Source organism: Enterococcus timonensis (assembly GCF_900104595.1).
Classification (GTDB): Bacteria; Bacillota; Bacilli; order Lactobacillales; family Enterococcaceae; genus Enterococcus_J; species Enterococcus_J timonensis.
Genome location: NZ_FNVY01000003.1, coordinates 378,341 through 401,264, shown reverse-complemented (window position 1 = coordinate 401,264; position 22,924 = coordinate 378,341). Strand labels below are relative to the sequence as shown.

General features: G+C 38.6%; 19 protein-coding genes. 1 reads left to right on the top strand and 18 read right to left on the bottom strand.

The genetic code is table 11. The features are described 5' to 3' along the window. Positions 1–217: 217 nt before the first annotated feature. From BQ5341_RS03705 to BQ5341_RS03660, 10 genes are all read right to left on the bottom strand, one after another. A complete protein-coding gene (locus BQ5341_RS03705; protein WP_071130694.1) occupies positions 218–2,590 on the bottom strand; it encodes an FtsK/SpoIIIE family DNA translocase in 2,373 nt (790 codons plus the stop codon). Between the two features lie 115 nt (positions 2,591–2,705). Continuing rightward, positions 2,706–4,142: a glycoside hydrolase family 1 protein gene (locus BQ5341_RS03700; protein WP_071130693.1), complete on the bottom strand. Its 1,437-nt coding sequence runs from the start codon at positions 4,140–4,142 to the stop codon at positions 2,706–2,708. A gap of 119 nt (positions 4,143–4,261) precedes the next feature. Further along, the gene (locus BQ5341_RS03695; RefSeq protein WP_071130692.1) at positions 4,262–6,343 is read right to left on the bottom strand and encodes a DNA topoisomerase 3; all 2,082 of its coding nucleotides are present in this window, start codon (positions 6,341–6,343) and stop codon (positions 4,262–4,264) included. Between the two features lie 64 nt (positions 6,344–6,407). Beyond that, positions 6,408–6,752 (bottom strand): DUF1033 family protein, encoded by a 345-nt coding sequence (locus tag BQ5341_RS03690; protein WP_071130691.1) that lies wholly within the window; start codon positions 6,750–6,752, stop codon positions 6,408–6,410. 17 nt (positions 6,753–6,769) lie between these two features. Continuing rightward, on the bottom strand, positions 6,770–7,891 hold the full coding sequence (gene mnmA, locus BQ5341_RS03685) for a tRNA 2-thiouridine(34) synthase MnmA (protein WP_071130690.1): 1,122 nt from the start codon (positions 7,889–7,891) through the stop codon (positions 6,770–6,772). Positions 7,892–8,000: 109 nt separating this feature from the next. Further along, a complete protein-coding gene (locus BQ5341_RS03680) occupies positions 8,001–8,597 on the bottom strand; it encodes a metallophosphoesterase (protein ID WP_071130689.1) in 597 nt (198 codons plus the stop codon). Between the two features lie 78 nt (positions 8,598–8,675). Then, the gene (locus BQ5341_RS03675; RefSeq protein WP_071130688.1) at positions 8,676–9,020 is read right to left on the bottom strand and encodes a DUF1831 domain-containing protein; all 345 of its coding nucleotides are present in this window, start codon (positions 9,018–9,020) and stop codon (positions 8,676–8,678) included. Between the two features lie 57 nt (positions 9,021–9,077). Beyond that, the gene (locus BQ5341_RS03670) at positions 9,078–10,223 is read right to left on the bottom strand and encodes a cysteine desulfurase family protein (RefSeq protein ID WP_106396164.1); all 1,146 of its coding nucleotides are present in this window, start codon (positions 10,221–10,223) and stop codon (positions 9,078–9,080) included. A gap of 100 nt (positions 10,224–10,323) precedes the next feature. Next, positions 10,324–11,289, bottom strand: a complete 966-nt coding sequence (locus BQ5341_RS03665; protein ID WP_071130687.1) for a ribose-phosphate diphosphokinase — start codon at positions 11,287–11,289, stop codon at positions 10,324–10,326. Positions 11,290–11,393: 104 nt separating this feature from the next. Beyond that, entirely contained in the window at positions 11,394–12,728 is a 1,335-nt protein-coding gene (locus BQ5341_RS03660) for a CoA-disulfide reductase (RefSeq protein ID WP_071130686.1), read from the bottom strand. A 139-nt stretch (positions 12,729–12,867) separates the two neighbouring features. Here BQ5341_RS03660 and BQ5341_RS03655 point away from each other — a divergent pair, with 139 nt between their 5' ends. Continuing rightward, on the top strand, positions 12,868–13,434 hold the full coding sequence (locus BQ5341_RS03655) for a guanylate kinase (RefSeq protein WP_083378581.1): 567 nt from the start codon (positions 12,868–12,870) through the stop codon (positions 13,432–13,434). A 78-nt stretch (positions 13,435–13,512) separates the two neighbouring features. On the opposite strand, the gene BQ5341_RS03650 is transcribed toward BQ5341_RS03655, so the two are convergent. From BQ5341_RS03650 to glyS, 8 genes are all read right to left on the bottom strand, one after another. Beyond that, positions 13,513–14,364 carry an aldo/keto reductase gene (locus BQ5341_RS03650; protein ID WP_071130854.1) on the bottom strand — a complete coding sequence of 284 codons (852 nt, stop codon included), beginning with the start codon at positions 14,362–14,364 and terminating at the stop codon, positions 13,513–13,515. Positions 14,365–14,743: 379 nt separating this feature from the next. Further along, entirely contained in the window at positions 14,744–15,394 is a 651-nt protein-coding gene (locus BQ5341_RS03645; protein ID WP_071130685.1) for an MIP/aquaporin family protein, read from the bottom strand. Between the two features lie 127 nt (positions 15,395–15,521). Continuing rightward, positions 15,522–17,237, bottom strand: a complete 1,716-nt coding sequence (locus tag BQ5341_RS03640) for a septation ring formation regulator EzrA (protein WP_071130684.1) — start codon at positions 17,235–17,237, stop codon at positions 15,522–15,524. 139 nt (positions 17,238–17,376) lie between these two features. Then, the gene (locus tag BQ5341_RS03635) at positions 17,377–18,246 is read right to left on the bottom strand and encodes a Cof-type HAD-IIB family hydrolase (protein ID WP_071130683.1); all 870 of its coding nucleotides are present in this window, start codon (positions 18,244–18,246) and stop codon (positions 17,377–17,379) included. Positions 18,247–18,257: 11 nt separating this feature from the next. Next, positions 18,258–19,079 (bottom strand): DUF72 domain-containing protein, encoded by an 822-nt coding sequence (locus BQ5341_RS03630; protein WP_071130682.1) that lies wholly within the window; start codon positions 19,077–19,079, stop codon positions 18,258–18,260. Next, positions 19,072–19,803 (bottom strand): acyl-[acyl-carrier-protein] thioesterase, encoded by a 732-nt coding sequence (locus BQ5341_RS03625; RefSeq protein ID WP_071130681.1) that lies wholly within the window; start codon positions 19,801–19,803, stop codon positions 19,072–19,074. The genes BQ5341_RS03630 and BQ5341_RS03625 overlap by 8 nt, the downstream gene beginning before the upstream one ends. A gap of 9 nt (positions 19,804–19,812) precedes the next feature. Continuing rightward, positions 19,813–20,583: a tyrosine-protein phosphatase gene (locus BQ5341_RS03620; protein WP_071130680.1), complete on the bottom strand. Its 771-nt coding sequence runs from the start codon at positions 20,581–20,583 to the stop codon at positions 19,813–19,815. Positions 20,584–20,850: 267 nt separating this feature from the next. Next, on the bottom strand, positions 20,851–22,923 hold the full coding sequence (glyS, locus tag BQ5341_RS03615; RefSeq protein ID WP_071130679.1) for a glycine--tRNA ligase subunit beta: 2,073 nt from the start codon (positions 22,921–22,923) through the stop codon (positions 20,851–20,853). Position 22,924: the final 1 nt, after the last annotated feature.

Below are 22,924 nucleotides of genomic sequence, written 5' to 3'. Positions count from 1 at the left end.
GGTTAGGAGAAAAGATAAAATAATTGAAAATCCAAAACCGGGATTTTTAATTATTTTCCTATTTCTCTACACCGCACAACGCACTCTCGACATCCTTATTTATCGGTGTGAAAAAAGCTGTGGCTAGGAAAATAGATTAAATTTTTAAAAATCCAAAATCGGGATTTTCGAAAAATTTTCCTAATTCTCTACGCCCCAAAACGCTTTTTGTCACATCCTATTCTTCTTCTACTTCTTTTGTTGGTTCTTGTAATACTTTGCGGGGTTTGGCGCCTTCTGATGGGCCGACGATATTGGCGGCTTCTAGTTCATCGACAATGCGGGCGGCGCGATTGTAGCCGATGCGAAATCGTCTTTGCAATAAAGAAACGCTGGCCGTTTGCATATCAATGACTAAGTTTTTTGCTTCTTCAAATAATTCATCATGATCTTCAAAATTTCCGCCAACATTCTCTTCTACATCAGGAACCATCATATCTTCACGATAATCGGATCCTTTTTGATCGGTAATAAATTTAACAATCCGTTCAACTTCACCATCAGAAATAAATGCGCCTTGGACCCGGATTGGTTTATTTTCACCCATTGGTAAAAAGAGCATATCGCCGCGGCCTAATAATTTTTCGGCGCCATTGGAGTCAATAATTGTTCGAGAATCAATCCCTGAGCTAACTGCAAAAGCCATTCGACTCGGCACGTTGGCTTTAATAATTCCGGTAATGACATCGACACTGGGGCGTTGGGTGGCGAGAATCATATGAATTCCGGCAGCCCGCGCCATTTGTGCCAGGCGAATAATGGCATCTTCCACTTCGTTACTGGCCACCATCATTAAGTCCGCCAATTCATCGACAATCACCACGATAAATGGCATCAAAGGTTCCGCCGTTCCATTTTCCAAATTATGTTCAATCACAAATTCATTGTAGCCGGTAATATTGCGAACACCGGTTGCGGCAAATTTTTCGTAACGTTCTTCCATTTCGGAAACAACTTTTTGTAATGCTTGGGCCGCTTTTTTCGGATTCGTTACTACGGGCGTTAACAAATGAGGAATGCCGTTATAGACATTTAGCTCCACCATTTTTGGATCCACCATCATCAGTTTTACTTCGTGGGGCTTGGCTTGCATCAAAATGGAAATAATAATCCCGTTAATCGCCACTGATTTCCCCGATCCAGTGGAACCGGCAATTAACATGTGGGGCATTTTAGCAAGATCGGCGTAAATAATTTGACCAGAAATATCTCGACCTAACGGCACTTCTAACAAGCGATCGGGATGCGGCGGCTTGTCGGCGATAATTTCTTTAAAACTAACGGTGGAGACTGTTTCGTTGGGGACTTCAATTCCGATTAATGATTTCCCGGGAATTGGAGCTTCCATCCGGACGTCTTTTGCCGCCAGCGCCAAGGCAATGTCGTCAGTTAATGAAACAACTTTTGAAACTTTGACCCCGACAGCAGGTTGGACTTCAAATTTCGTCACGGCTGGTCCCAAGGAAGCTTTAACTACTTTGGCATCAACACCAAAACTGGCAAATGTTTTTTCCAGCACGCCAACATTTTTTTCGATTTTTTTATATTCACCACTTTGATCAGCTTGTTGATGATCATCTAGTAAATCAGTTCCTGGCAAAATATAATCTCGATCTTCTGTTTCTTGGGAAATCTCAAATTCCAAAACACCGTCGTCTTCTGCGCTTTGTTTTTCTTTGTTGTCACTTTGTTTGTCCTTGACGGGCGCGGGATTAGATTTCATATTTTGTTGAAAATGATCAATTAGTAAGCTTGTTTCTTGATAAACTTCTTTTTGTGGATCGCCTGGTCCATCGGCTGCTTGCATTTCTTGGGCCAATTTTTCACCTGGTGTTAAGCTTCGGACATCGTTGACCCGCTTTTCTTCAGCTAAAGCGGCAAATTTTTCTTTTTGGTCAGCTTCTTTTTTGGCTTTTTTCTGCGCCCGTTTATCTTGAAAATTTTCTTTTAAGGTCGCATTTTTTTCTTGTATTTTTTGATGATTTTGAGTAATTTTTTCAAAAAAATGGAGCACCGACAAATTAAAGAAAACCACCACGCCGCAAATCACTAAGAGGCCTGCTACAATATACGATCCGATTTGAGCGATTAAAAAATTTGTCCCGGTGTATAACAACGCTCCGAGAAATCCGCCACCGGCATCAGATGTGACGGAAACATTTTTAATATCGGCAAATAAATTCGTGAAGAAAACTTGCAGGACACCACCATCTTTTGCCAGGCCTGCTCGAAACTGCCAGGCAGTTAAAAATAAAAGAGCGCCTAAAAAAATTAAACCTGCGCCAATAAAGGGCCGGGATTTTTTAAATTGGGGTACGCCGCCTTTAATCATCACCATTAAACCGTAAATTCCAATCAGGACGGCAAAAACCAAGTAAGCATTCCCTACAAAAAATCGAAAAACATTGGCTAACATCATCCCTAAAAATCCTAATCTTAATCCACCAAAAACACTAAATAAAAGCAAAATCAAACCCATCACCATAAAGCTGAGACGTTCTTTTTCTTGCTGCTGTTTTTTTGTCACTCTTTTTTTCTTTTGTTGCGCCAAAATGCTCACTCCTTTGAAGCCATTATAACAAAAAAAACTAGCGCCGTGACAAAAATTTTGCCAGCGCGCTAGTTGATGGACATTCAGAAATTTTTAAAATTTCCTTGTCCCAAATTTATTTTAAATTTTCGCCATTTTCAGCGATAGTTTTTTGATACCAATAAAATGAATCTTTTTTCAAACGATTTAATGTTCCTTCTTGTGTTTCGTCTTGATCGACATAAACAAAGCCGTAACGTTTTTGATAACCGTTGAGCCAAGAAAGTAAATCGGTGAATGACCAAGTGCAATAACCTAAAACATCCACGCCTTCTTTAATAGCTTCATTAATGGCTAGGACATGTTTTTGCAAATAATCAATCCGGTAATCATCATGGACCTTTCCATCTTCAACTTTATCGTATTCCCCTAAACCATTTTCCGTAATTAAAATTGGCAAACGGTAACGACTTTCCAAACGGCGCAAGCCAATTTGCAAACCGACAGGATCGATATTCCAATCCCAGTTAGTTTTTTCTACAAATGGATTATTGACCGACTTGTACAAACCTGGCACGCCAGATTCTGAACTAGTTCCTTTTTCCCCGCTAGTGTTGGCAACGCCGGCACCGACGCCTCCAGCAAGTGGGTTGAAAGCCATCGTGTTGGTTTGATAATAGTTAATCCCTAGAAAATCTGGTTTGGCTGCTTTTAATAATTCACGGTCAGCATCAGTAATTTCAAAATCTAAGCCATTATCTTTTAAATATTTCAAAACAGGTTTTGGATAAACGCCCCAAACATAAACATCTAACCAATTGTGGGCTAGAAAATCTTCGGCATTTGTTTGCGCCAATTCATTTTTAGGGTCAGCATCAATGGCATATGTTGGTGAATAAGCAAAACTTGGACCGATTTGGCCAGGCATTTTTAAATCATGGAATTTTTTAATAATCGCCGCGTTCACCAAGTTAGCATGATGATTCACTTGATAAAAACGTTTTGGATCTTGGACACCAGGCGGATGCGTCCCCATTAAATAGCCGTGGGAAGTGAAAATATTTTGTTCATTTAAGCTGACCCAATATTTTACTTTGCCGCGGAAAGTTTCAAATAAAAGCGTGGAATATTCTACAAAGTCATCGACAATTTTGCGCGATTCAAAGCCTTGATATTCTTCTTGAAGCGCTAGTGGCAAGTCCCAATGATAAATGGTCAAAACCGGTTCAATTCCATTTTCAATTAGTTCATCTACTAATTCTTTGTAAAAATTCAATCCGGCTTCGTTTACCGTGCCGCGACCATTTGGTAAAACTCGTGACCAAGCTACTGAGAAGCGGTACGCTTTTAAGCCTAACTCTTTCATTAAAGCGACGTCTTCTTTGAAACGGTGATAATGATCCACGGCTAATTCGCCGTTGGTTCCTTTAAAAGTTTTTCCAGGAATTTTGACAAATTCGTCCCAAATAGAAGGACCTTTGCCATCAAGATCATAGGCACCTTCAATTTGATAGGCGGCAGATGCCGAGCCCCACAAAAAATTCTCGGGAAAAACAATTTTATTTTCGCTCATACAATTTCCCTTCCTCAAAATATATTTTTGTTCCTCTTTAGTGTACGAATTTTAAGGTTAAATGTCTAGTCATTTGATAAAATTTAAAAAAAAGACTGGAATTTGGCAGTTTTTTTATGTTAATCGTCTTTCATTGCGGCTTTTAAAGCTAATGCTAATGGACTTTCGATTTCTTCGGATTCTTGATTTACTTTTTTTAGTAATTTTTTTTCTTCATGCTTAGAAATTTTTTGGCGTCGTTCGTGTTTATCAGGGATTTTTTCTGTTGTTCCGTCAAATTTACAGCGGAAATAAGCACCATTTTTTCCGTCGAGAATTTCCATTTTTCGATGACATTGAGGACAACGATGATTAGAAACTTTCGGATCTTTCCGGCGACGGTACTGACAATTTTCATTCGTACAAACATAAATTTTGCCATCGCGGGTATTTTTTTCTCGCAATAGACTGCCGCATTCGGGACAAACTTTCGTCGTGATGGAAAAGTCTTGATAGTCGGCCTTGGAATCTTTAATTTCGGTAACTAATTTTTTGGTGTCGGTAATGATTTCACCGATAAATTGTTGCGGTGCTAATTTTTCTTGGCCGATTTTTTCCAATTGTTTTTCCCATTTACTCGTTAACTCTGGAGTGACTAGTGAGGGATTGACTAGTTTCAACAATTGTTTGCCTTTTGGCGTCACAGTTAACGCGGCGCTGGCACTTCTGGCCATCAGTTCGCTTTTGATTAATTTTTCGATGATTTCAGCGCGGGTGGCTGGCGTTCCTAAGGCATTTTTTTCCATATAACCTAAAAGTCCGGCTTCGGTTTCTAATTTAGGCGCTTTAGTTAAAGATTTCTCAATAATAAATTGACCTTTCACCGTGGTTTCTTTAGTGAAATGTGGTCCTGATTTTTCCACCGGCGTATTTTCTTTAAAACCAGCTTCTAAAACGATGCTTTGTTTTAATTTAAATTTCGCCCCGTTAGAAAAGCCAATGGTCACAGTCGTTTGTTTTTCCCGATGATCGTCTGCAAAAAGGCCGAGGAAACGACCGACAATTAACCGATAAATTTTCAGCTCGTCACTAGACAAACGTAAAAGTGTCGGCGTTTGTTCAGTGGGAATTAACGCATAGTGATCAGTAACTTTTGCATCATTAAAAACACTCGTTAATTTTACTTGGGGATTTTTCAAGAATTTTTTAGCTCTTGGATCTAAGGAAACGACCGCTTGTAGTCGTTCTTCCATAGTTGATTTAACATCTTGTGGTAAATATTTTGAATCGGTGCGGGGATAAGAAACAATTTTGTGAGTTTCATATAAACTTTGCACCAGACTCAAAGTTTTTTTAGCGGAAAATTGATATTGTTGGTTGGCAACTCTTTGAATTTCCGTCAGGTCAAAGGGTAACGGTGGCCGCTCGCGAGTTTCTTTTTCAGAAATATCCACCACTTTTCCGATTTTTCCTTGGATCTCGGCAACGAATGCTTCCGCACTTTCGCGGGTTAAAAATTGTTGCGGCTTATCTGTTACTAATGGTGCGCTAAATTCATCGGTCTTCAATGAAATTTTATAAAAAGTTTGCGGGATGAATTTATTTATTTTTTCTTCTACTTGGTTAACAGCGGCCAACGTCGGCGTTTGCACACGACCGGCGGATAAATTATCACCATATTTAACCGTTAGTGCGCGAGTAACATTTAAACCGACTAACCAGTCGGCCTTCGAGCGCGCTAAAGCTGATTCGTATAAAGCGTCGTATTTTTTAGCCGGTTGTAATTGTTTAAATCCTGTTTCTACAGCTTTTTTTGTTTGCGAAGAAATCCATAATCGTTCTACTGGTTTATTAAAACGAACCCATTGTAAAATTTCGCGCGCGACAAGTTCCCCTTCACGTCCAGCATCGGTGGCGATAATTGCGCCTGTAACGTCTCCTCTTTTGGCTAATTGTCCAATAGCTTTTAGTTGGCCAGTCGTTTTTGGTAGAGGTTTAATTTCCCATTTTTTGGGAATCATGGGCAGTGTCTCCATCGCCCAAGTTTTCCAATTGGAATCTATATCTTCTGGCATTTTTAAAGTGAGTAAGTGACCTAATGCCCAAGTGACAATATAGTTTGGTCCTTCAAAAAAGTTTTTTTGTTTTTGTTTGGCGCCTAAAATTTCTGCCAAATCTCGGGCGACACTCGGTTTTTCAGTAATCACTAATTTTTTTCCCATTTGATCACGTCCTTTCATTTAACCATAACAAAAAAACAGGCGGGAATCAAAATTCCCAGCCTGTTTACGCCTGTTGACTCAACGGACAAACGCGTCCGTGATGTTCAATGGGCGTTTCATTTTCAATTTTATGCCCGTCTTTTAATAAAAGGAGTCCTTTGTATTGTTGCAAATCGTCGTCACATTCTTGGCAAAAACGCAATTCGCCTTCATTCCAAAATGTTGTTAAAAATTGATCTTTCGCCCGCTCTTTACTATATTTTTCAGCTAGGATTTTCTCGCGAGTCGAAAAATAATTTTGCGCAGTTTCTAAAGTTGAAAATTGTTTTTTTTCTTGAATATCTTTTTCCCAACCGGTAAAAAACCACCACGGCTCGTAATCGCCGTACATTTCAATGACTTCAAACATCCAGACACCCTCCTTTTTTAGACATATTGCAATTCATGTTGATTTTGGTAAGCTACATCAATTAGACCGCCACCAAGACACTCGTCTCCGTCGTAAAAAACTACTGCTTGTCCAGGCGTAATGGCGCGAACCGGCATATCAAAAACAACCGTGGCTTGGTTATTTTCTTTTAAATGCACCGTGACTGGCACATCTTGTTGGCGATAACGAAACTTCGCTGTACAATGAAAATCTTTTTTCGAAAAATTATCCACAGTAAAATGAATTTCAGAAGCAGTCAACGTGTCAGCATATAACGCCGGATTTTCAAATCCTTGACCCACAAGTAATGTGTTAGTGGATAAATCTTTTCCCACCACAAACCAAGGATCATTGGTAATTCCTGTGCCACCAATGCCGAGACCTTGCCGTTGACCAATCGTATAATACATTAAGCCATCATGGCCGCCCATATCAACGTCATCTAAAGTTTTCATCCGACCAGGCGTGGCTGGTAAATATTCACTAAGAAACTTTTTGAAATTTTTCTCGCCAATAAAGCAAACACCGGTAGAATCTTTTTTCTTAGCCGTAGCCAGTCCTGCCCGCTCAGCAATTGCTCTAACTTCTGGTTTTTCCAAATGACCTAAAGGAAACATCACTTTAGAAAGTTGAGCTTGCGATAATTGGGATAAGAAATAAGTTTGATCCTTATTGTTATCAGCGCCTCGCAACATTTTTACCGTTCCATCAGGCATCTTTTGAATTTGCGCATAATGACCAGTAGCCACATAATCGGCACCTAGTTCAATCGCATAATCAAGAAAGGCTTTAAATTTAATTTCCTTGTTACACATTACATCAGGATTAGGCGTGCGTCCTAAGCGATACTCCGCCAAAAAATATTCGAAGACGCGGTCCCAATATTCTTTTTGGAAATTCACGGAATAATAAGGAATTCCAATTTCAGCAGCTACTGCAGCAACATCTTTATAATCCTCGGTTGCCGTGCAGACACCAAATTCATCGGTATCATCCCAATTTTTCATGAAAATCCCCACAACGTCATAGCCTTGCTCTTTTAAAAGCAACGCGGTGACTGAAGAATCCACGCCGCCACTCATGCCCACAACGACGCGTATTTTTGAATTGTCTTGCATCTTTCTTTCACCATCATTTCATTTCATCTTGATTTCACGATTTGAAGGTCGTTTTAAATCAGTAAAAATTATTTTACACTATCTTTTTCAAAAAAGCACGTTTTTTAGACTATTGACTTCCACTTATCCGGGCAATTTCCGCTTTTTTTGCCTCATAAATTTCTATTAATTGATTTTCTGAAATGGGCGCACCAAACTTCGGACGCGGGTTTAAAAAATCATTTTCCGGCGCGTCAATTCCTACATTAATATTTTCGGCAATCGGCAACATAGCGTGATGAATATGCCCGTGAAGATTAATCGAATTAATCGACTTACCCATTAACATCGGATAATGAGTAAGGAAAAACTGATGATGATGGAATTTTTTAATTAAGCCCACATCATGATAAGAAAATTTTTTCGGATCCGCCTTAATTAAATAATTTAAAAAAGCCCGCGAATCGTGATTGCCTTTTACAAAAATAATTTGTCCGGAAAGTTCTTCTAGAATGGCTAAAATTTCCAGGAAACCCGCTTCGTGTTTTGGATGGACAGCAATATCGCCCAAATGATAGACGATATCATTGGGACCGACTACTGCGTTCCAATTGCTGATAATGGTTTTATGGAGTTGGGCAATATTTTCAAAAGGCCGCGGGGCAAAATCATTCATCCCTAATAAATCGGCGTGAAAAAAATGCGTGTCGCTAGTAAAATACCGCAAAATAATCCCTCCTAACAAAAAAATCGTGATGACCTCTCACGATTTTTGTTTTTTAAATGAATAAATCTCAACGAAAATTTACGCTACTTTTTCAAAAAGACCACGATCAATCATGCCATCCAAAAGAAAATAAAATTTTTCTTGGAGCATTTGATGTTGATCCCCTTTAAAAATATCAATCGATTGTAAACCATTTTTGCTGACAATGGACATTTTTAATAATTGAACTTCTTTGTCCACGGTAATTTTTAATTTGAATCCTTCTTGACTTTGGGGCGTGGCGGTAATGGGAACCAACAGCTGATAATTGCCGCCATTTGTTTCAGTGAACCCGTTGTCTCTAAGTGTGTAACGTTTGGCGCTAGGATTTAATTTGTATTGAACTGGGCAACCGAGAACAGTCGCCGTTTTGGCAAATGCCATATGAACACCTCATTTCTTTCTTATCATTCTATTATACTGGAAAATTGAACTTTGTGCTTATTTTTTTAAGCGCTGTACTTCGGCAATTAAAATTTCCAAAAATTGATCGATTTCGTCTTCTGTATTTTCATACCCTAAAGAAATGCGGATACTTTCATCTACTTGGGGTGCATCATGTCCATACATGGCTTCTAAGACGTGGCTCGGCTCAATGGTGCCTGCTGTGCAAGCTGACCCGGAAGACACGGCTACCCCGGCTAAATCTAAGCGCATCAATAAAACATCACGATGAATTCCTTTTAAATAAAGATTTAAAACGTGGGGCAATTTATGTTGTGGATCGCCATTTAAAGAAAAATCAATTCCGGCATCTTTTAGTTCAACTAAAATTTTAGTTGCCAATTCTTGGTAGCGATGCTTCCGATTTTTTTTCTCAAGTGGGGTTAGGATTTTTACCGCTTCGGCCATTCCGACAATTGCTGGCAAATTTTCGGTACCGGCCCGCCGTTTTTCTTCTTGCTGGCCACCTTTTAGTAAGGCTGGCAGACGGACGGATTTATTTTTGTATAAAAAGCCCACTCCTTTTGGCCCCGAGAATTTATGGGCGGAGACTGATAATAAATCAATATGTTGTTTTTTTACATCAATATCAAAAGCGCCATACGCTTGGACGGCATCGGTATGAAAAATTGCTTGGTGCTCAACTAATAATTCGCCAATTTCTGAAATGGGCAAAATATTTCCCGTCTCGTTATTAGCTGCCATAATAGAAACTAAAATCGTGTCTTCCCGTAAATTATCGGCCACTTGTTGAACCGTAATTTGACCTTTTTCATCTACAGGTAAATAAGTTACTTCAAAGCCTAAGCTTTCCAAATAATGAAGCGGCTCAATAACCGCCGGATGCTCAATGGAAGTCGTTATAATATGTTTGCCGAATTTTTGTTGGGCCAAAGCCGTTTCAATTAAAGCGGTGTTATCGCCTTCTGTTCCACCAGAATTAAAAATAATTTCTTCCGCTTCTGCATTTAAACTTCCTGCAATTAATGTCCGGGCGGTCATTAAAGATTTTTTCCCGGCCCGACCAAAAGCGTGGACTGAACTAGGATTGCCGAAATTATTTTCCATTTCCGCTACCATCGCAGCAATAACGGCTGGATGCATGGGCGTGGTAGCCCCGTGATCTAAATAAATATTTCCCAAAATTTTCACCTCAATTATGTTTATTTTAGCCAATTCTTTTAAAAAGTGCAAAAAATTCTGCCGAGGATTGTCGACAGAATTTTTACAGGAAGATTATTTCTTATTTTTTTTCATCTTTGTGTAATTTGAATAAAGGACTCATTGGCGTATTCGTGTGAATGCGGCGAATCGCTTCGGCCAAAAGAGGGGCGGCAGAAAGTTCGACTAATTTGTCCTCGATGCCAGTCGGATCAATTGCTACTGAATCAGTCACGCAAACTTCTTTTAAAGGAGATGCGGCCAATAATTCTTTAGCGCCATTTGAAAAAAGGCCATGGGAAGCACAAGCATAAAGATCGCCTGCTCCGCTTTCAGCTAAAATTTTAGCTCCTTGACTAAAAGTTTGACCGGTATTTAAAATATCGTCAATCATGATACACGTTTTATTTTTGACTTCACCAATAATGTAGCCGGTAGTTGAGCCATCATCTTCTTGGAAATAATCAATAATAGCAATCGGCACATCTAAATCAGTCGCTAATGAACGCGCCCGTTTAATTCCAGAATTTTTCGGAGCTACGACGACTAAATTTTTCAAATCAAGATTTTTTTCTAAATAATATTTTGAAAACATCGGTACTGTAAATAAATTATCCACCGGAATATCGAAAAACCCTTGGACTTGAACAGTATGCAAATCCAAAGTCAGCACCCGAGTGGCGCCAGCTTTAACTAACATATTAGCAACAAGTTTAGCAGTAATCGGTTCTCTTGGTTTAGCGGTCCGATCTTGGCGGGCATATCCGTAATAACTCAAGACGACATTAATTGATTTTGCACTGGCACGTTTCAACGCGTCAATCATAATCAAAAGCTCAAGCCAATGATCATTTACCGGATCGTTAGTTGCTTGAATTACAAAAACTTCATAGCCGCGCACCGTTTCTTCAATATTAATTTGAATTTCACCGTCGCTAAATTGTTTGACAGTTAATTTTCCAAGATCTTGGCCAATTTCTTTGGAAATTTTTTCAGCCAAAGCAGGATTAGCATTTAAACTAAAAATTTTCATGGAATCCGGGGTCATAAGTTCCTCCAGTTGATTTGTTTTTCTAACCATACCACAATTTGAGCGACTTTTAAACTGCCAATTGGACAAGTTACAACTTATTTAGCAACTTATTTTATAACTTATTTTGCTACATTGCCAGCGACATTCAACGCTTCCCACGTGCGAGAAAATGGTGGTGCGTAAACGAGATCTAAAAATCCGAGATCTTCTGTCGTCATTTTAGCAAAAATAGCCGCCGCTAATGTATCAATTCTAAGAACAGCATCACTTTCACCAGCAATTTGTCCGCCAAGTAAAACTTTTGTGTCGGCGTGATAAATTAATTTAATGTAAATATCTTTTTGACCAGGATAGTAACTAGTGTGATTTTTATCTTTAATAAAAACGGACTTGAAAGGAATATTTAATTCTTTAGCTTGTTGTTCAGTCAGCCCCGTGCGCGCAGCTTCCATCCCTAAAATTTTCAATCCACTAGTCACTAAACTTCCTGGATATTCTTTTTTGTTCCCAGCTAAATTTTCACCAACAATCCGGCCCATTTTATTGGCCCCAGTCGCTAGCGGCACATAAATATTTTCGTCAGTTAGAAAGTGAGGAATCGTTGCACAATCACCTGCGGAATAAATATTTTCAAGATTCGTTTGGCCGCGCTTATTAATAATTACCGCCCCATTTTTATCTAGTTCAATGCCGGTATCTTTTAAAAATGCCGTATTTGGTCGAACACCTGTGGCTACAATGACTAAATCAGTCGGGTACTCGCCTTTATTAGTAATGACCGACTCGGCGTTTACTGAACCGTTAAAGCCCACCACTGTTTCTTTTATATGCAAATCAATTCCGGCATTAATGAGCGTATCGGCCATTAATTCAGAAATTTCATGATCAAAAGCATCCGGCAAAAGTCTTTCTTCTAGTTGAATCATTCGAACATTTTTCCCTTGATGCTGCATGGCGTGGGCCATTTCTAAACCGATAGAGCCACCACCAATAATTGTGACATCTTTGATTTTTTCATCTTCGGCGTATTTTTTTAATTTTTGACCATCGGATAAAGTTTTGACTACACTAATATTTTTTAAATCGCGATTGGTAAACGGCGGCATAATCGGCGTTGATCCAGTAGCAATCATTAATTGATCATAATTGTCGGTAAAAATTTCACCAGTTGCTAAGTTTTTAACTGTAATTTCTTTTTTTTCAGGATCAACACTTAAGACTTCATGGCCGGTTTTAACCGTCACACCAGATTTTTCAAAGGCGGCAATTGAGCGAGCAATCATTTCATTTTCGTCATTAAAAAAATCGCCAATAAAATACGGCAGACCGCAAGAACCGAAGCTGACCACTTCACCTTTTTCATACATAATACACTGGGCATCTGGCAACAATCTCCGCGCTTTAGCTACTGCCGAAGTTCCGGCGGCAATTCCACCAATAATTACAATTTTCATCTTCTGGCCTCCAAATATTTTTCTTTATTTAGTGTAGCTGAAAAAAATTTTATTGTAAATTTAACTGTCTGATAAGATTTTTTTTGCGCTCCATCTATGGTAAAATGAAAACAATTTGATATGAAAGGACGTGCCACAAGTGGAAACACTGCTTCATCCGTTGATTTGTTTTATGGGACCGTCTGCTTCTGGTAAAACATTTATTTCCGAAAAAATCTTTCAAAAAACGCAAAAAGTAATTACCACCACCACGCGCCCAAAACGTCCCGCCGAAAAAAATGGGCAAGATTACTATTTTATTCGCTCAGAAACTTTCCAAGAAAAAATGTCGGCTGGTGAATTTTTTGAAACCGATCAATACGCAGACCAATATTATGGCACAGAACGTCAAGAAGTTTTGAATCGTACGAATTATAGAACCGCCTTTGCTATTGTGACGGTGCCTGGATTTTATCATTTGCAAAGTCAAATTTTCCCCATTGTGCCCGTCTATTTACAAATTGACGAAAAAACATTTTTACGGCGTTTGAAACGTCGAGAATTACCGGTTGAAGAAACGAAAAAACGAGTCGCCCTTTTCAAAGAAGAAACTGCTCAATTAACCGAGCTTAAAAAAAATGTCCCTAATCTAATTGTTATGGACAACACCAATGATCCAGCGCTGACCATTTATCATTTGAAAGAAAGATTGCGTCTTTATCGTTAAAAAAAATCCGCTGCAAAGTCCACTGTCCAAAGTACGATTTCTACTTTGGAAAGCCGGCTTAATGCAGCGGATTTTATTTTAAAAATTCGTTGTATCAGGATCTTTTTGTTTACCAACAACACCATCAAGACTATCTAACAGCCGCATATCTTCTTTGTCCAATTCAAAATCAAAAATTTCCGTATTTTCTTTAATTCGACTAGGGGTAACTGATTTTGGTAATGGTAAAAATTTATGTTGCAAACTCCACCGCAAAGCCACTTGGGCAATTGTTTTCTGATGTTTTTCAGCGATAGTTTTCATTTCTGGTACTGAAAATATTTTCCCAGTGCCTAGTGGACTATAAGCTTCTAATAAAATTTGGTGGGCCGCACAGTAGACGCCCAAATCATGTTGAACCTCACCGGGAGCTAAGAAAACTTGGTTAACCATTGGCCAAATTTTCGCTGTTTTTTCCAGTGCTTCTAAATGGTGAATCATAAAATTCGACACACCGATCGCTTTAATTTTTCCTTCTTGATATAACTCCTCCATCGCCCGCCACGTTTCCGCGTTGGTTTTTTCCCAATCGTCACGAAAAGTTACCGGATTAGGCCAATGAATCAAAAATAAATCCACGTATTCCGTTTGAAGTTTGACTAAACTTTCGGCAAAAGCTTTTTTCGTTGCTTCATAACCATGACTTTCGTTCCAAAGTTTTGTCGTTAGAAAAATATCTTCCCGTTTGAGGCCGGATTTTTTAATCGCGTTGCCGACACTTTCTTCGTTTTTATATCCTTGCGCCGTATCGATATGGCGATAGCCCACTTTCAGTGCTTCTAAAACAGATTTTTCAGCCACATCGCCCGCTGGTGTTTGCCACGTACCAAATCCTACTTGCGGAATCTTGACGCCATTTGATAATAAATAAGTTGATGTTAAACTCAAAATAAATTCCCCCTTTTTATTTTTCTTCTCTTTTATTCTCGCAAAATAAGAATAAAAAGGCAAAAATTAGTGTTTATTGGTGAAAAAGAAAAAAAACACTGCGAAAAGTTTTCGCAGTGTTTTTTGATTTATGATTTTCTGCAGCCTTGTTTGACGGTGTCTCAAAGCCTGCGCTTAGGAAATTAGACAAAATGCCTTCTGACCGCTTTGCGTTCATTCACCATTTTACTAAATTTTTACAGCGCAAATCGGCTTTTCGACAACTTTGTTTGACGGTGTAATTTGTCTTGCAGTTAGGAAAATAGATAAAAATTCCGGCGAATGTTCCATTCGTCCTCATTTTTCCTAATTCTCTACATCACTTAACGCCCTTTCGACATCCTTATTCTTCACTGCCTAGGAATTTTCCGCATAATGCGGCAATTGCGGCGCCGACTACTGGGGCGCAGAGATAAACCCAATAATGACTTAAGGCTGATCCGCCGGCAAATAATGCTGGTCCGAAACTTCTAGCTGGATTTAAAGATCCGCCAGTTAAATTCAAAGAAACGATAATTAAAAAACTCAAAACCAATCCAATGGCTACGGGTGCCATGGTGCTGTTGCCCCATTTTTTACTTGTGACTAGAATAATTACTAGAACAAATAAGAAAGTGATCACTGCTTCCCATAAAAAGGCCAGTCCTAAAGAAATGTCAGGGAAATCAGTTTGACCAAATCCATCTGATGGCAAACCTAACGCTTGAATAAAAATTGCTAGAAAAGCTGAAGCCGCAATGGCTCCTAAAAATTGCGCAACGATATAAAAAATACCGTCCATAATTGTTGTCCGTTTATTAATTATCATGGCTACCGTGACTGCTGGATTAAATTGTCCACCAGAAATACCGCCAACTGCATAAGCCATAATCGTAATAGCTAAACCAAAACTCAGACCAATCGCTAGCGTATCACCACCTGCAATAACTACAGTCCCCGTTCCTAAAAAAACCAACATAAAAGTTCCTAAAAATTCTGCAATATATTTTCGCATTGTTCATACTCCTTTCTTTTAAAGTACATTCATTATAACGAAAATTAGCCGAATAAAAAAATAATTGCCCTTCAAAAAAAACAGCAAGCAAAAAGATTTTCTCTTTTTGCTTGCTGTCTGCAAATTTTTAAGCTTGATTGGCGTAATAAAATGCTTCGATTCGTTTGAAAGCTCCTGGTTCCACTTGTTCTAACGCGGTCCCAATTTCATCTAGTGCATCTTGATATTGATAACGTTTTGTAAATAAAACCAAAGCTTGATCGATTGCTTGTTTAATATTTTGATCAGAGTGACGATAACGATTAGCATATTGCATCATTTGTTCGGTTAAAGCTGCTGCATCTACTAAGTCGTGAGTCTTTTGCTCCAACAATTCCAAATCTTCTCGGCATAAACGCACTAAGCGATTGACATCATCCATATTGATTCGGATGCGATTGAGTTCCTGAGATAAATCTTCAATGTGATCAGTAACCGCAAAGAAAAATTCCAGATAATCTCCTGGCAGACCTGGCAAACGTTGTTTTTCTACGTAACGTTTTAAAGTCCGCAATTTAAATTCAAAGTCATCAATTTGTCCTTGCGCTTCTTTTTCGCCAGCTTTTAAATCTTGTAAACTTTGCGCGATTTCTACTTGTTGGGTTTCAATATCTTCCAACAGGTTGAAGGTATCTTTAATGAAAACTTCTACTTCAGAAAAAATAACCGTGTGTTCTTTTAATTTTGGTTCAAGGTCAGCGTTTTGTTTCATGACTTCTTCAATTTGTCCTTGGAAGCCTCGGACGCGTCCTAATTCATTTTTCGTTAAGGCGTAACTTTGACTGGTGTGATCTAGTTCGATTAATAATTGGCGATTGTTTTTTTCAGCGTGAGCAACAAATTCACCTAATGCCGTAACGTTGCTGTCCACTTCGACTTTGGCTTTCATTTCTCGTTCTAAAATGGCGTACAAGTCGTCGATTTCTTCTTCCAATTGGAGATTGGTTTCTTTGACATCGTCAATTTCGATTTTTTCCAAATCTTTAATATTGCTAGCTACTTTATTTTCAGAAGCTTTGATTAATTTTTCTAAATCTTTTTCTGGGAAAACATAATGTTCTTTTTGCAAACGATGATACGTATCTTTAATTTCTTTTAGTTGGCTAGGATAAGTTTGTTTCAACAAGTCGTAGCTAGCTGGAATTTGTTCCATTATTTTTTGCATTTCAAAAGTTTTTTCTTCGGCTTCTTGTAAAACATCGCCGGCTTCGATAGGGTCACCGGAAGTATTTAAGGAAACAAAAGTAGTAAAATGCGTTTCGATATTTTTAAGTTGTTTTTTAATTTCAGGAAGGGCTGGGCCAAATTTTTGTCCGTCGTCTTTAGCTTCAGCTTTCAACTCGTCGTAAACATCTAAGGCATGTTGAACGGCAAGAGAATTTCGCTCTTCACTTTCGCGCAATTCTTTTAACCCGGCGCGAATTTCGGTCGCTTCTTGTTCCATCACTTCGACAGTATCGTTTGCTTCTTCAATGCTTGATTTGACTTTAAAAATACGAAAAGTATCATTTAAAATTTCTGCATCATTGACTTGCGTTTCAAAATCGGCAAAGCGCGACGTTGATAAATCTTGCCATTTTTGATTCCATTCTCGGAAGGTATTTTGACTTTGACCAACTAAGTGCATTTTTTTCACGTCGTCGATTTCTTCTAAAATTGGCAAATCAAAAAGCGCGATTCTTCTTTCTTCTAAGGCATCTAATTTTTCTTGATTGGCTTTTTTTAAAAAATATCCTACCAGGTAAACAATCGCGGCAATGACAATTATCGCCACCACGATCAAAATAATCACTTTGCTGTCCATTATTGTTCCTCCGAATCATTACTTTTCAATGTGTTTGACATTTTCATTTTCATTTGAAACGGTCACTTTATTTTTGGCATCTACATGAAATTATAGCATAGTCTAGCCCTTGATTCACTAATTGTTTCAAAATTTTTAATTAAATTTTTGGCGGCAAAAATTGTTCCGGCTCATCGATCAAGCCAAAATGAACAAAGGCTTGATAGATGCCATCTTGATCGTTGGAGCCCGTCACATAATCTGCTTTTTTTTGCACCTCGCGCGGAGCATTGCCCATGGCCACTCCGATGCCGGCTTCTTGAATCATTTCCAGATCGTTCCATGAATCCCCAAAGACCATCACTTCAGAAATTGAAATGCCAAATGGTTCGGTAATTTTTTTAATTCCTAAAATTTTGGAGCCGCCTTTAGGAATAATGTCCACCGTTAATTTATTGGAGCGGGTAAAATGACAATCGGGAAATTCTTTTTTCAAGCGCGCCAATTCTCCCATGGGACTTAACATCACCACTTGGTAAATCGGCGTTTTTAAAATAGTTTCCACATTAAATCGAGTAGGTCGAGCAATTTTTTTAATGACTGAGACCATCTTTCTAAAAGCAACCACTGGAAACCATTTTGGTAATAGACGAAATAATTTTTGGGCCATTCGCGATTGGGCAAAGCGCAACAAGCGCGATCCTAACACTTTGTAGCGGGTGCCAAACATCATTTGGCGCTGATTTTTTTCAGCAAAATTCATCAGTTGCGTTAAAGTTTCTGGTGCAAAACTTTGGGCAAAAAGCGTCCGCTTTGGCGAGTAAACTAATTGTCCATTATAGGTCACATAAATATCCATTTCCAAATGATCAATTTGTTTTTCCAGTCGATAAGGCCCACGCCCGGTGGCCACGCCAACGAGAATTCCTTTTTTATTCACCAGCTCCAGCGCTTTTTTAGTCGATTGAGCGGCATGACCAGATGAATCGAGTAACGTCCCATCAATATCAAAAAAAATGGCTTTAATCATGCCCTCACCTCCTAAAATAATTTTAATTGTTGTGGATTTAGTTTCAGTGCATCTTGCGGCCAGATTTGTTCAAAGCTCGCCAAGTTTTGTGCGGCGTGTCCGCCCGCATTATTATTAAAAATCACAAAAATATTTTTAAAATCAGCGGCGACTTCTTGTATTTGCATTGTTAAATTCAAAAGTTCTGCTTGCGAATAATTATAAAGCGTTCGTTGGCCTTTTTGCCCAGAAAGCCAGCCGGTTAAATTGCGTCCATGAAGACGGACAAAAAGATTTTCAGTAGTTTTAGTTATATAAAAAGGTACCGGATTAGTGATGATTTGCGGCTCGTCAAGTGCTAGCAAACTAATTTGTAATTGTTTTAAGACATTTTCTGTTGTGGCTAAATTTTCTTTTGCCCACCAAGAACCGTGACGAAATTCCACCGAAAGCGGCCAATCGGTTAAGTATTTGCGGATTATTTTTAACTGAGCCAAAGCTTCCTTGGAAAAATAAAATTCAGCCGGAAATTGAAACAACACCGCAGCAAGCTGTTCCCTTTTTAAAAGAGGCGTAAAACTTATTTTAAAAGCGTCAAACATCGCCTTTTCGCTCACAAAAAATTTTCTAAAATCACTTTGTCCAGTCATGCCAGCGTAAGCTTTCACAATAAAAGTAAAATCTTTCGGTACTTGTTGTTGCCAATTTTCCACCGTGGACACTTGCGGAATTCCATAATAAATACTGTCTAATTCAATCAAAGATAAATGGCTAGCATAATCAAACAAAGTTGATTTTTCGTGAAGAAATAGCGCGGGATGATCTTTGAAACTAGACAAACCGTATTTACGCACGATCTTGCCACCACACTTGCGCATTGGCAAAAAGATCTGGTCCTTCTTTAATTTCATGCAAGGTGGAGCCATCGTCTAAAATTTCCACATAACTTTGCACTTCTTGACCGTATGCAACCTCTTTATCAAAATGAATCGTCACTTTTTTTACTTCGTGTGCATTTAAAAAATCGGCGCCTAACGCATCTAACATCCAAGAAAAATAATGAGAATTGTTGACGTGCTGATTGGAATCCAAATCAAAATAGCGGACCCGATATGGTAAAAAATCTGTCGCATTAAGGGCCGGAAGTTTCGGCGAACGCTTAATTTTATTTTCCTTGTAGCCTCCAAAAGGCGCGATAATATTTTCAGGGACACTTTTTAATTTGCGCTCGGTTAAATCCATCAAAACAAAAGTCGCACTCATTTCAATGATGACTTCTCCGTTTGCATCTTTCACCCAAAAATTACGGTAGCAAAAATATTTATTCCAACTTGTAGCTTGAGTTAAAAATTCTAATTTTTCGCCTAAAATCGGCATCCGGACAAAATCCATTTCATATTGAGTAATGACCCAGCCAAGATTTAACGGGGCCAAATACGCTGCGTCTCGACCGACAAAAGTGCTTTGTTCTTCGGAAACCAAAACACAGACGGCCACTAAGCGCTCTAGGGTCATCCGTTTTTTAACATCGGTATCATAGTAGACCACTTCATAAGGTAATTTAAAAATATTTTCCATCGTGATCTCCTAGTCTAAATAAATTTTTTTCAAATCATTTAAATCGGCATTTGTTAAATGCAGACCGTCTTGCAAAAAATGATTTACCGAACCAAAATTTTCAGCAATCGTATCGATTGAAGTTTGTAAATAAGCCGTTTTTGCCACTAGTAAGTCGTAAATATTTTCCACCAAAAGATCTGGTACTTGCTGATTTTTAGCTTCTTGAATTAGAAATTTTACCCGTTGATCAGAACTGATATTGGTTAATAAATAATCATCCCAAATTGTTTGCGTCGGAACTTCTAAGGCGCTCAATAATAAAAAGGCAGCAAAACCTGTCCGATCTTTTCCAGCGGTACAATGAAAAATCACCGACTGATCGCTTAATAGATGTTTGAAAAAAATCGCATACGTTTCCCGAGCTTGCTTTTCAATCACAAAATCACGATACGCTTCTTCCATTTTTAGCTGTCCACTTTGGCCGGCTAAAATTTTTTCAAATAAAGCCGTGGGTGTAATCGTGCTTTGCGTTTCATCTTCTTTAAAGACTGGCAACTGAAAATAATTGGCCCGTGCAATCAGCTGATCGGGGGCGTTTAACATTTCTTCTTTCGTTCGAAAGTCCAACACTTCAGTGACGCCATAATTTTCCAAAAAGGTGAGGTCTTCGGCAGTTAATTGCTCTAAAGCAGCCGCCCGAATGATTTTTTTTGATTTAATTTTTTGTCCATGGATATTTTCTAATCCACCCAATTCCCGAAAATTAAATCCACCTTGCAAACGAATTTCTCTATCCATTATCTTACCCCTTTTCACAATCCAAACTTATGGAAAGTATAACAAAAAGAGGCGTTATTGTACAAAATTCACCGCTGAAAGAAAAAAGAAAATCAATAAAAATCCAAAAACAGGATTTTTATTGATTTTCAAAATCTTTTTGACAGCCTTTATTTGACGGTGTCTCAAAGGTAACTGCTAGGAAAATAGATAAAACTTCCGGCGAATGTACCATTCGTCCTCAGTTTTCCTAATTTTCTACGCAGTTAATCACCTTTTCGACAACCTTTATTTCACATTTAATAGTTCTAGGCTGCCGATGACAAACGTTAGGTCGGCGATTTCTTTTAATTGGGTGAGGCGATTTTTTTTGATAGCAACATCATCGCTCATGACCATTGTTTCAGCAAAATAATTTTCAATCAAATCTTGCAGTCCAGCTAACTTTTCATATTGTTCTTCTAAAGTTAAATCTGGAAATTGTTTCTTCAAATCTTCCACGGCATCATATAAAGTGCGCTCGCTATTATTTTCAAATAAATCAGGATTGACCTTCAACTCAGCTAAGTCCATCGCTTTTTTGCCAAGATTAATAACTCGCGTCAAGGCTTCAACAGCGGATTTAAAATTATCGTCACTTAAATGTTTTTTCAAAAGACGCGCTGCAGACAGCATTTTATTTAAATCTTCATGTTGACCATTGACAATAGCTTCAATCACATCGTAGCGAATATTTTCACCGGCAAACAATTGACGAAGACGTCCTTTAACAAAAGTAAAGAGCAGTTGTTGGTCGTCTCTAAATTCTAAACCAAAAGTGTCGACATCTTGATTATAAATTTCCACTGCTTCACTGAGAAGTTCGGGAATAGAAAGTGACCATTTTTCATTTGCCAAAATCCGAATCACACCGTACGCTTGTCGGCGTAAAGCATATGGATCATTGGAAGATGTTGGTGCCAAGTCGACATTGAAAAATGTCAGCAGTGAATCAAGTTTATCCGCCACTGCTAAGACCGCCCCAACAGAAGTTTCTGGCAACTCTCCTTCAGCTGAACTTGGCAAATAATGTTCGCGAATCGCCGTAGCAACCGCTGCATCTTCTCCTTGTTTTTGCGCATAGATTTCTCCCATGACGCCTTGCAATTCTGGAAATTCTCCTACCATGTTGGTAACTAAATCAAATTTATAAATATCACTTGCTCGTGCTAAATCAGCTAACTGCGTATCATCTAATCCAATTCTTGCGCCAATTTTTTCGGCCAAAACATGGACACGAGACATTTTTTCATAGACAGAACCGATTTTTTCGTGGAAAGTGACGTTTTTTAATTTTTCTACGCAGTGATCAATTGATAATTTCAAATCTTCTTGATAGAAAAATTCGGCATCTTCCAAACGAGCCGTCAATACTTTTTCGTTTCCTTTTTGAACATTGGCGATTTTTTCGCTATTGCCATTACGAACAGCGATAAAATGTGGCAATAATTTGCCATCAGCATCTCGCACATCGAAATAGCGTTGGTGTTCTTTCATGGAAGTCACTAAAACTTCTTGCGGTACTTCCAAATATTTTTTTGAAAAATTCCCGACAAAAGCAGTCGGATATTCCACCAAATTATTCACTTCTTCTAATAAATCTTCGTCTAAAACAATTTGCCAAGAATTATCTTTAGCAAATTTAGCGATTTGTTGGCGAATCATTTCTTTACGAGCTGAAGGGTCAACAATGACGAACTGCGCCAATAAACTCTCTTCATAACTTTCAGGATTCACAACAGTCGTGTCTTTTCCTAAGAAACGATGACCGCGAGAAACATTTCCTGCTGGAATCTCAAAAATTTCTAACGGTAAAACTTCTTCATCTAAAAGAGCCACGACCCAATGAACGGGACGAATGTAAGTAAAATCATGATTGGCCCAGTGCATCGTTACTGGAAAGTTTAAATTTTCCACGATTCCTTTAAGATTTAACAAAACATCAGCTGTTTTTTTACCGATATTATATTTGTTCACATAAACATATTCCACTCCATTCAGTTCTTTAAAAAATAAATCTTCAGGCGCCGCACCTTGGCCACGAGCAAATCCTAGAGCAGCTTTTGTCCAATTGCCTTTGTCGTCTTGTGCGATTTTTTTGGCGGGTCCTTTTGCTTCTTCCTGGGTATCTTCTTGTTTTTCTGGTAGCCCCAAAATTTGTAACGCTAAGCGACGAGGAGTGGCAAAACTATTAATAGTCGCATAACTAATGCCCGCTTCAGCTAAAAAGTTTTCCGTTTTTTCTTTTAGTTGTTGTAAAGTTGGGGTCACTACATGGGCTGGCATTTCTTCTAAACCAATCTCTAATAAAAAATCATGCATC

What these genes read in the sequence shown, in the direction of transcription:
- BQ5341_RS03695 (WP_071130692.1), bottom strand. Translation starts at nt 6,343, where the DNA reads ATGGGAAAAAAATTAGTGATTACTGAAAAACCGAGTGTCGCCCGAGAT.
- glyS (WP_071130679.1), bottom strand. Translation starts at nt 22,923, where the DNA reads ATGCATGATTTTTTATTAGAGATTGGTTTAGAAGAAATGCCAGCCCAT.
- BQ5341_RS03690 (WP_071130691.1), bottom strand. Translation starts at nt 6,752, where the DNA reads ATGTTTGAAGTCATTGAAATGTACGGCGATTACGAGCCGTGGTGGTTT.
- BQ5341_RS03640 (WP_071130684.1), bottom strand. Translation starts at nt 17,237, where the DNA reads ATGGACAGCAAAGTGATTATTTTGATCGTGGTGGCGATAATTGTCATT.
- mnmA (WP_071130690.1), bottom strand. Translation starts at nt 7,891, where the DNA reads ATGCAAGACAATTCAAAAATACGCGTCGTTGTGGGCATGAGTGGCGGC.
- BQ5341_RS03660 (WP_071130686.1), bottom strand. Translation starts at nt 12,728, where the DNA reads ATGAAAATTGTAATTATTGGTGGAATTGCCGCCGGAACTTCGGCAGTA.
- BQ5341_RS03700 (WP_071130693.1), bottom strand. Translation starts at nt 4,142, where the DNA reads ATGAGCGAAAATAAAATTGTTTTTCCCGAGAATTTTTTGTGGGGCTCG.
- BQ5341_RS03645 (WP_071130685.1), bottom strand. Translation starts at nt 15,394, where the DNA reads ATGCGAAAATATATTGCAGAATTTTTAGGAACTTTTATGTTGGTTTTT.
- BQ5341_RS03625 (WP_071130681.1), bottom strand. Translation starts at nt 19,803, where the DNA reads ATGGAAAATATTTTTAAATTACCTTATGAAGTGGTCTACTATGATACC.
- BQ5341_RS03620 (WP_071130680.1), bottom strand. Translation starts at nt 20,583, where the DNA reads ATGGATAGAGAAATTCGTTTGCAAGGTGGATTTAATTTTCGGGAATTG.
- BQ5341_RS03675 (WP_071130688.1), bottom strand. Translation starts at nt 9,020, where the DNA reads ATGGCATTTGCCAAAACGGCGACTGTTCTCGGTTGCCCAGTTCAATAC.
- BQ5341_RS03665 (WP_071130687.1), bottom strand. Translation starts at nt 11,289, where the DNA reads ATGACCCCGGATTCCATGAAAATTTTTAGTTTAAATGCTAATCCTGCT.
- BQ5341_RS03635 (WP_071130683.1), bottom strand. Translation starts at nt 18,246, where the DNA reads ATGATTAAAGCCATTTTTTTTGATATTGATGGGACGTTACTCGATTCA.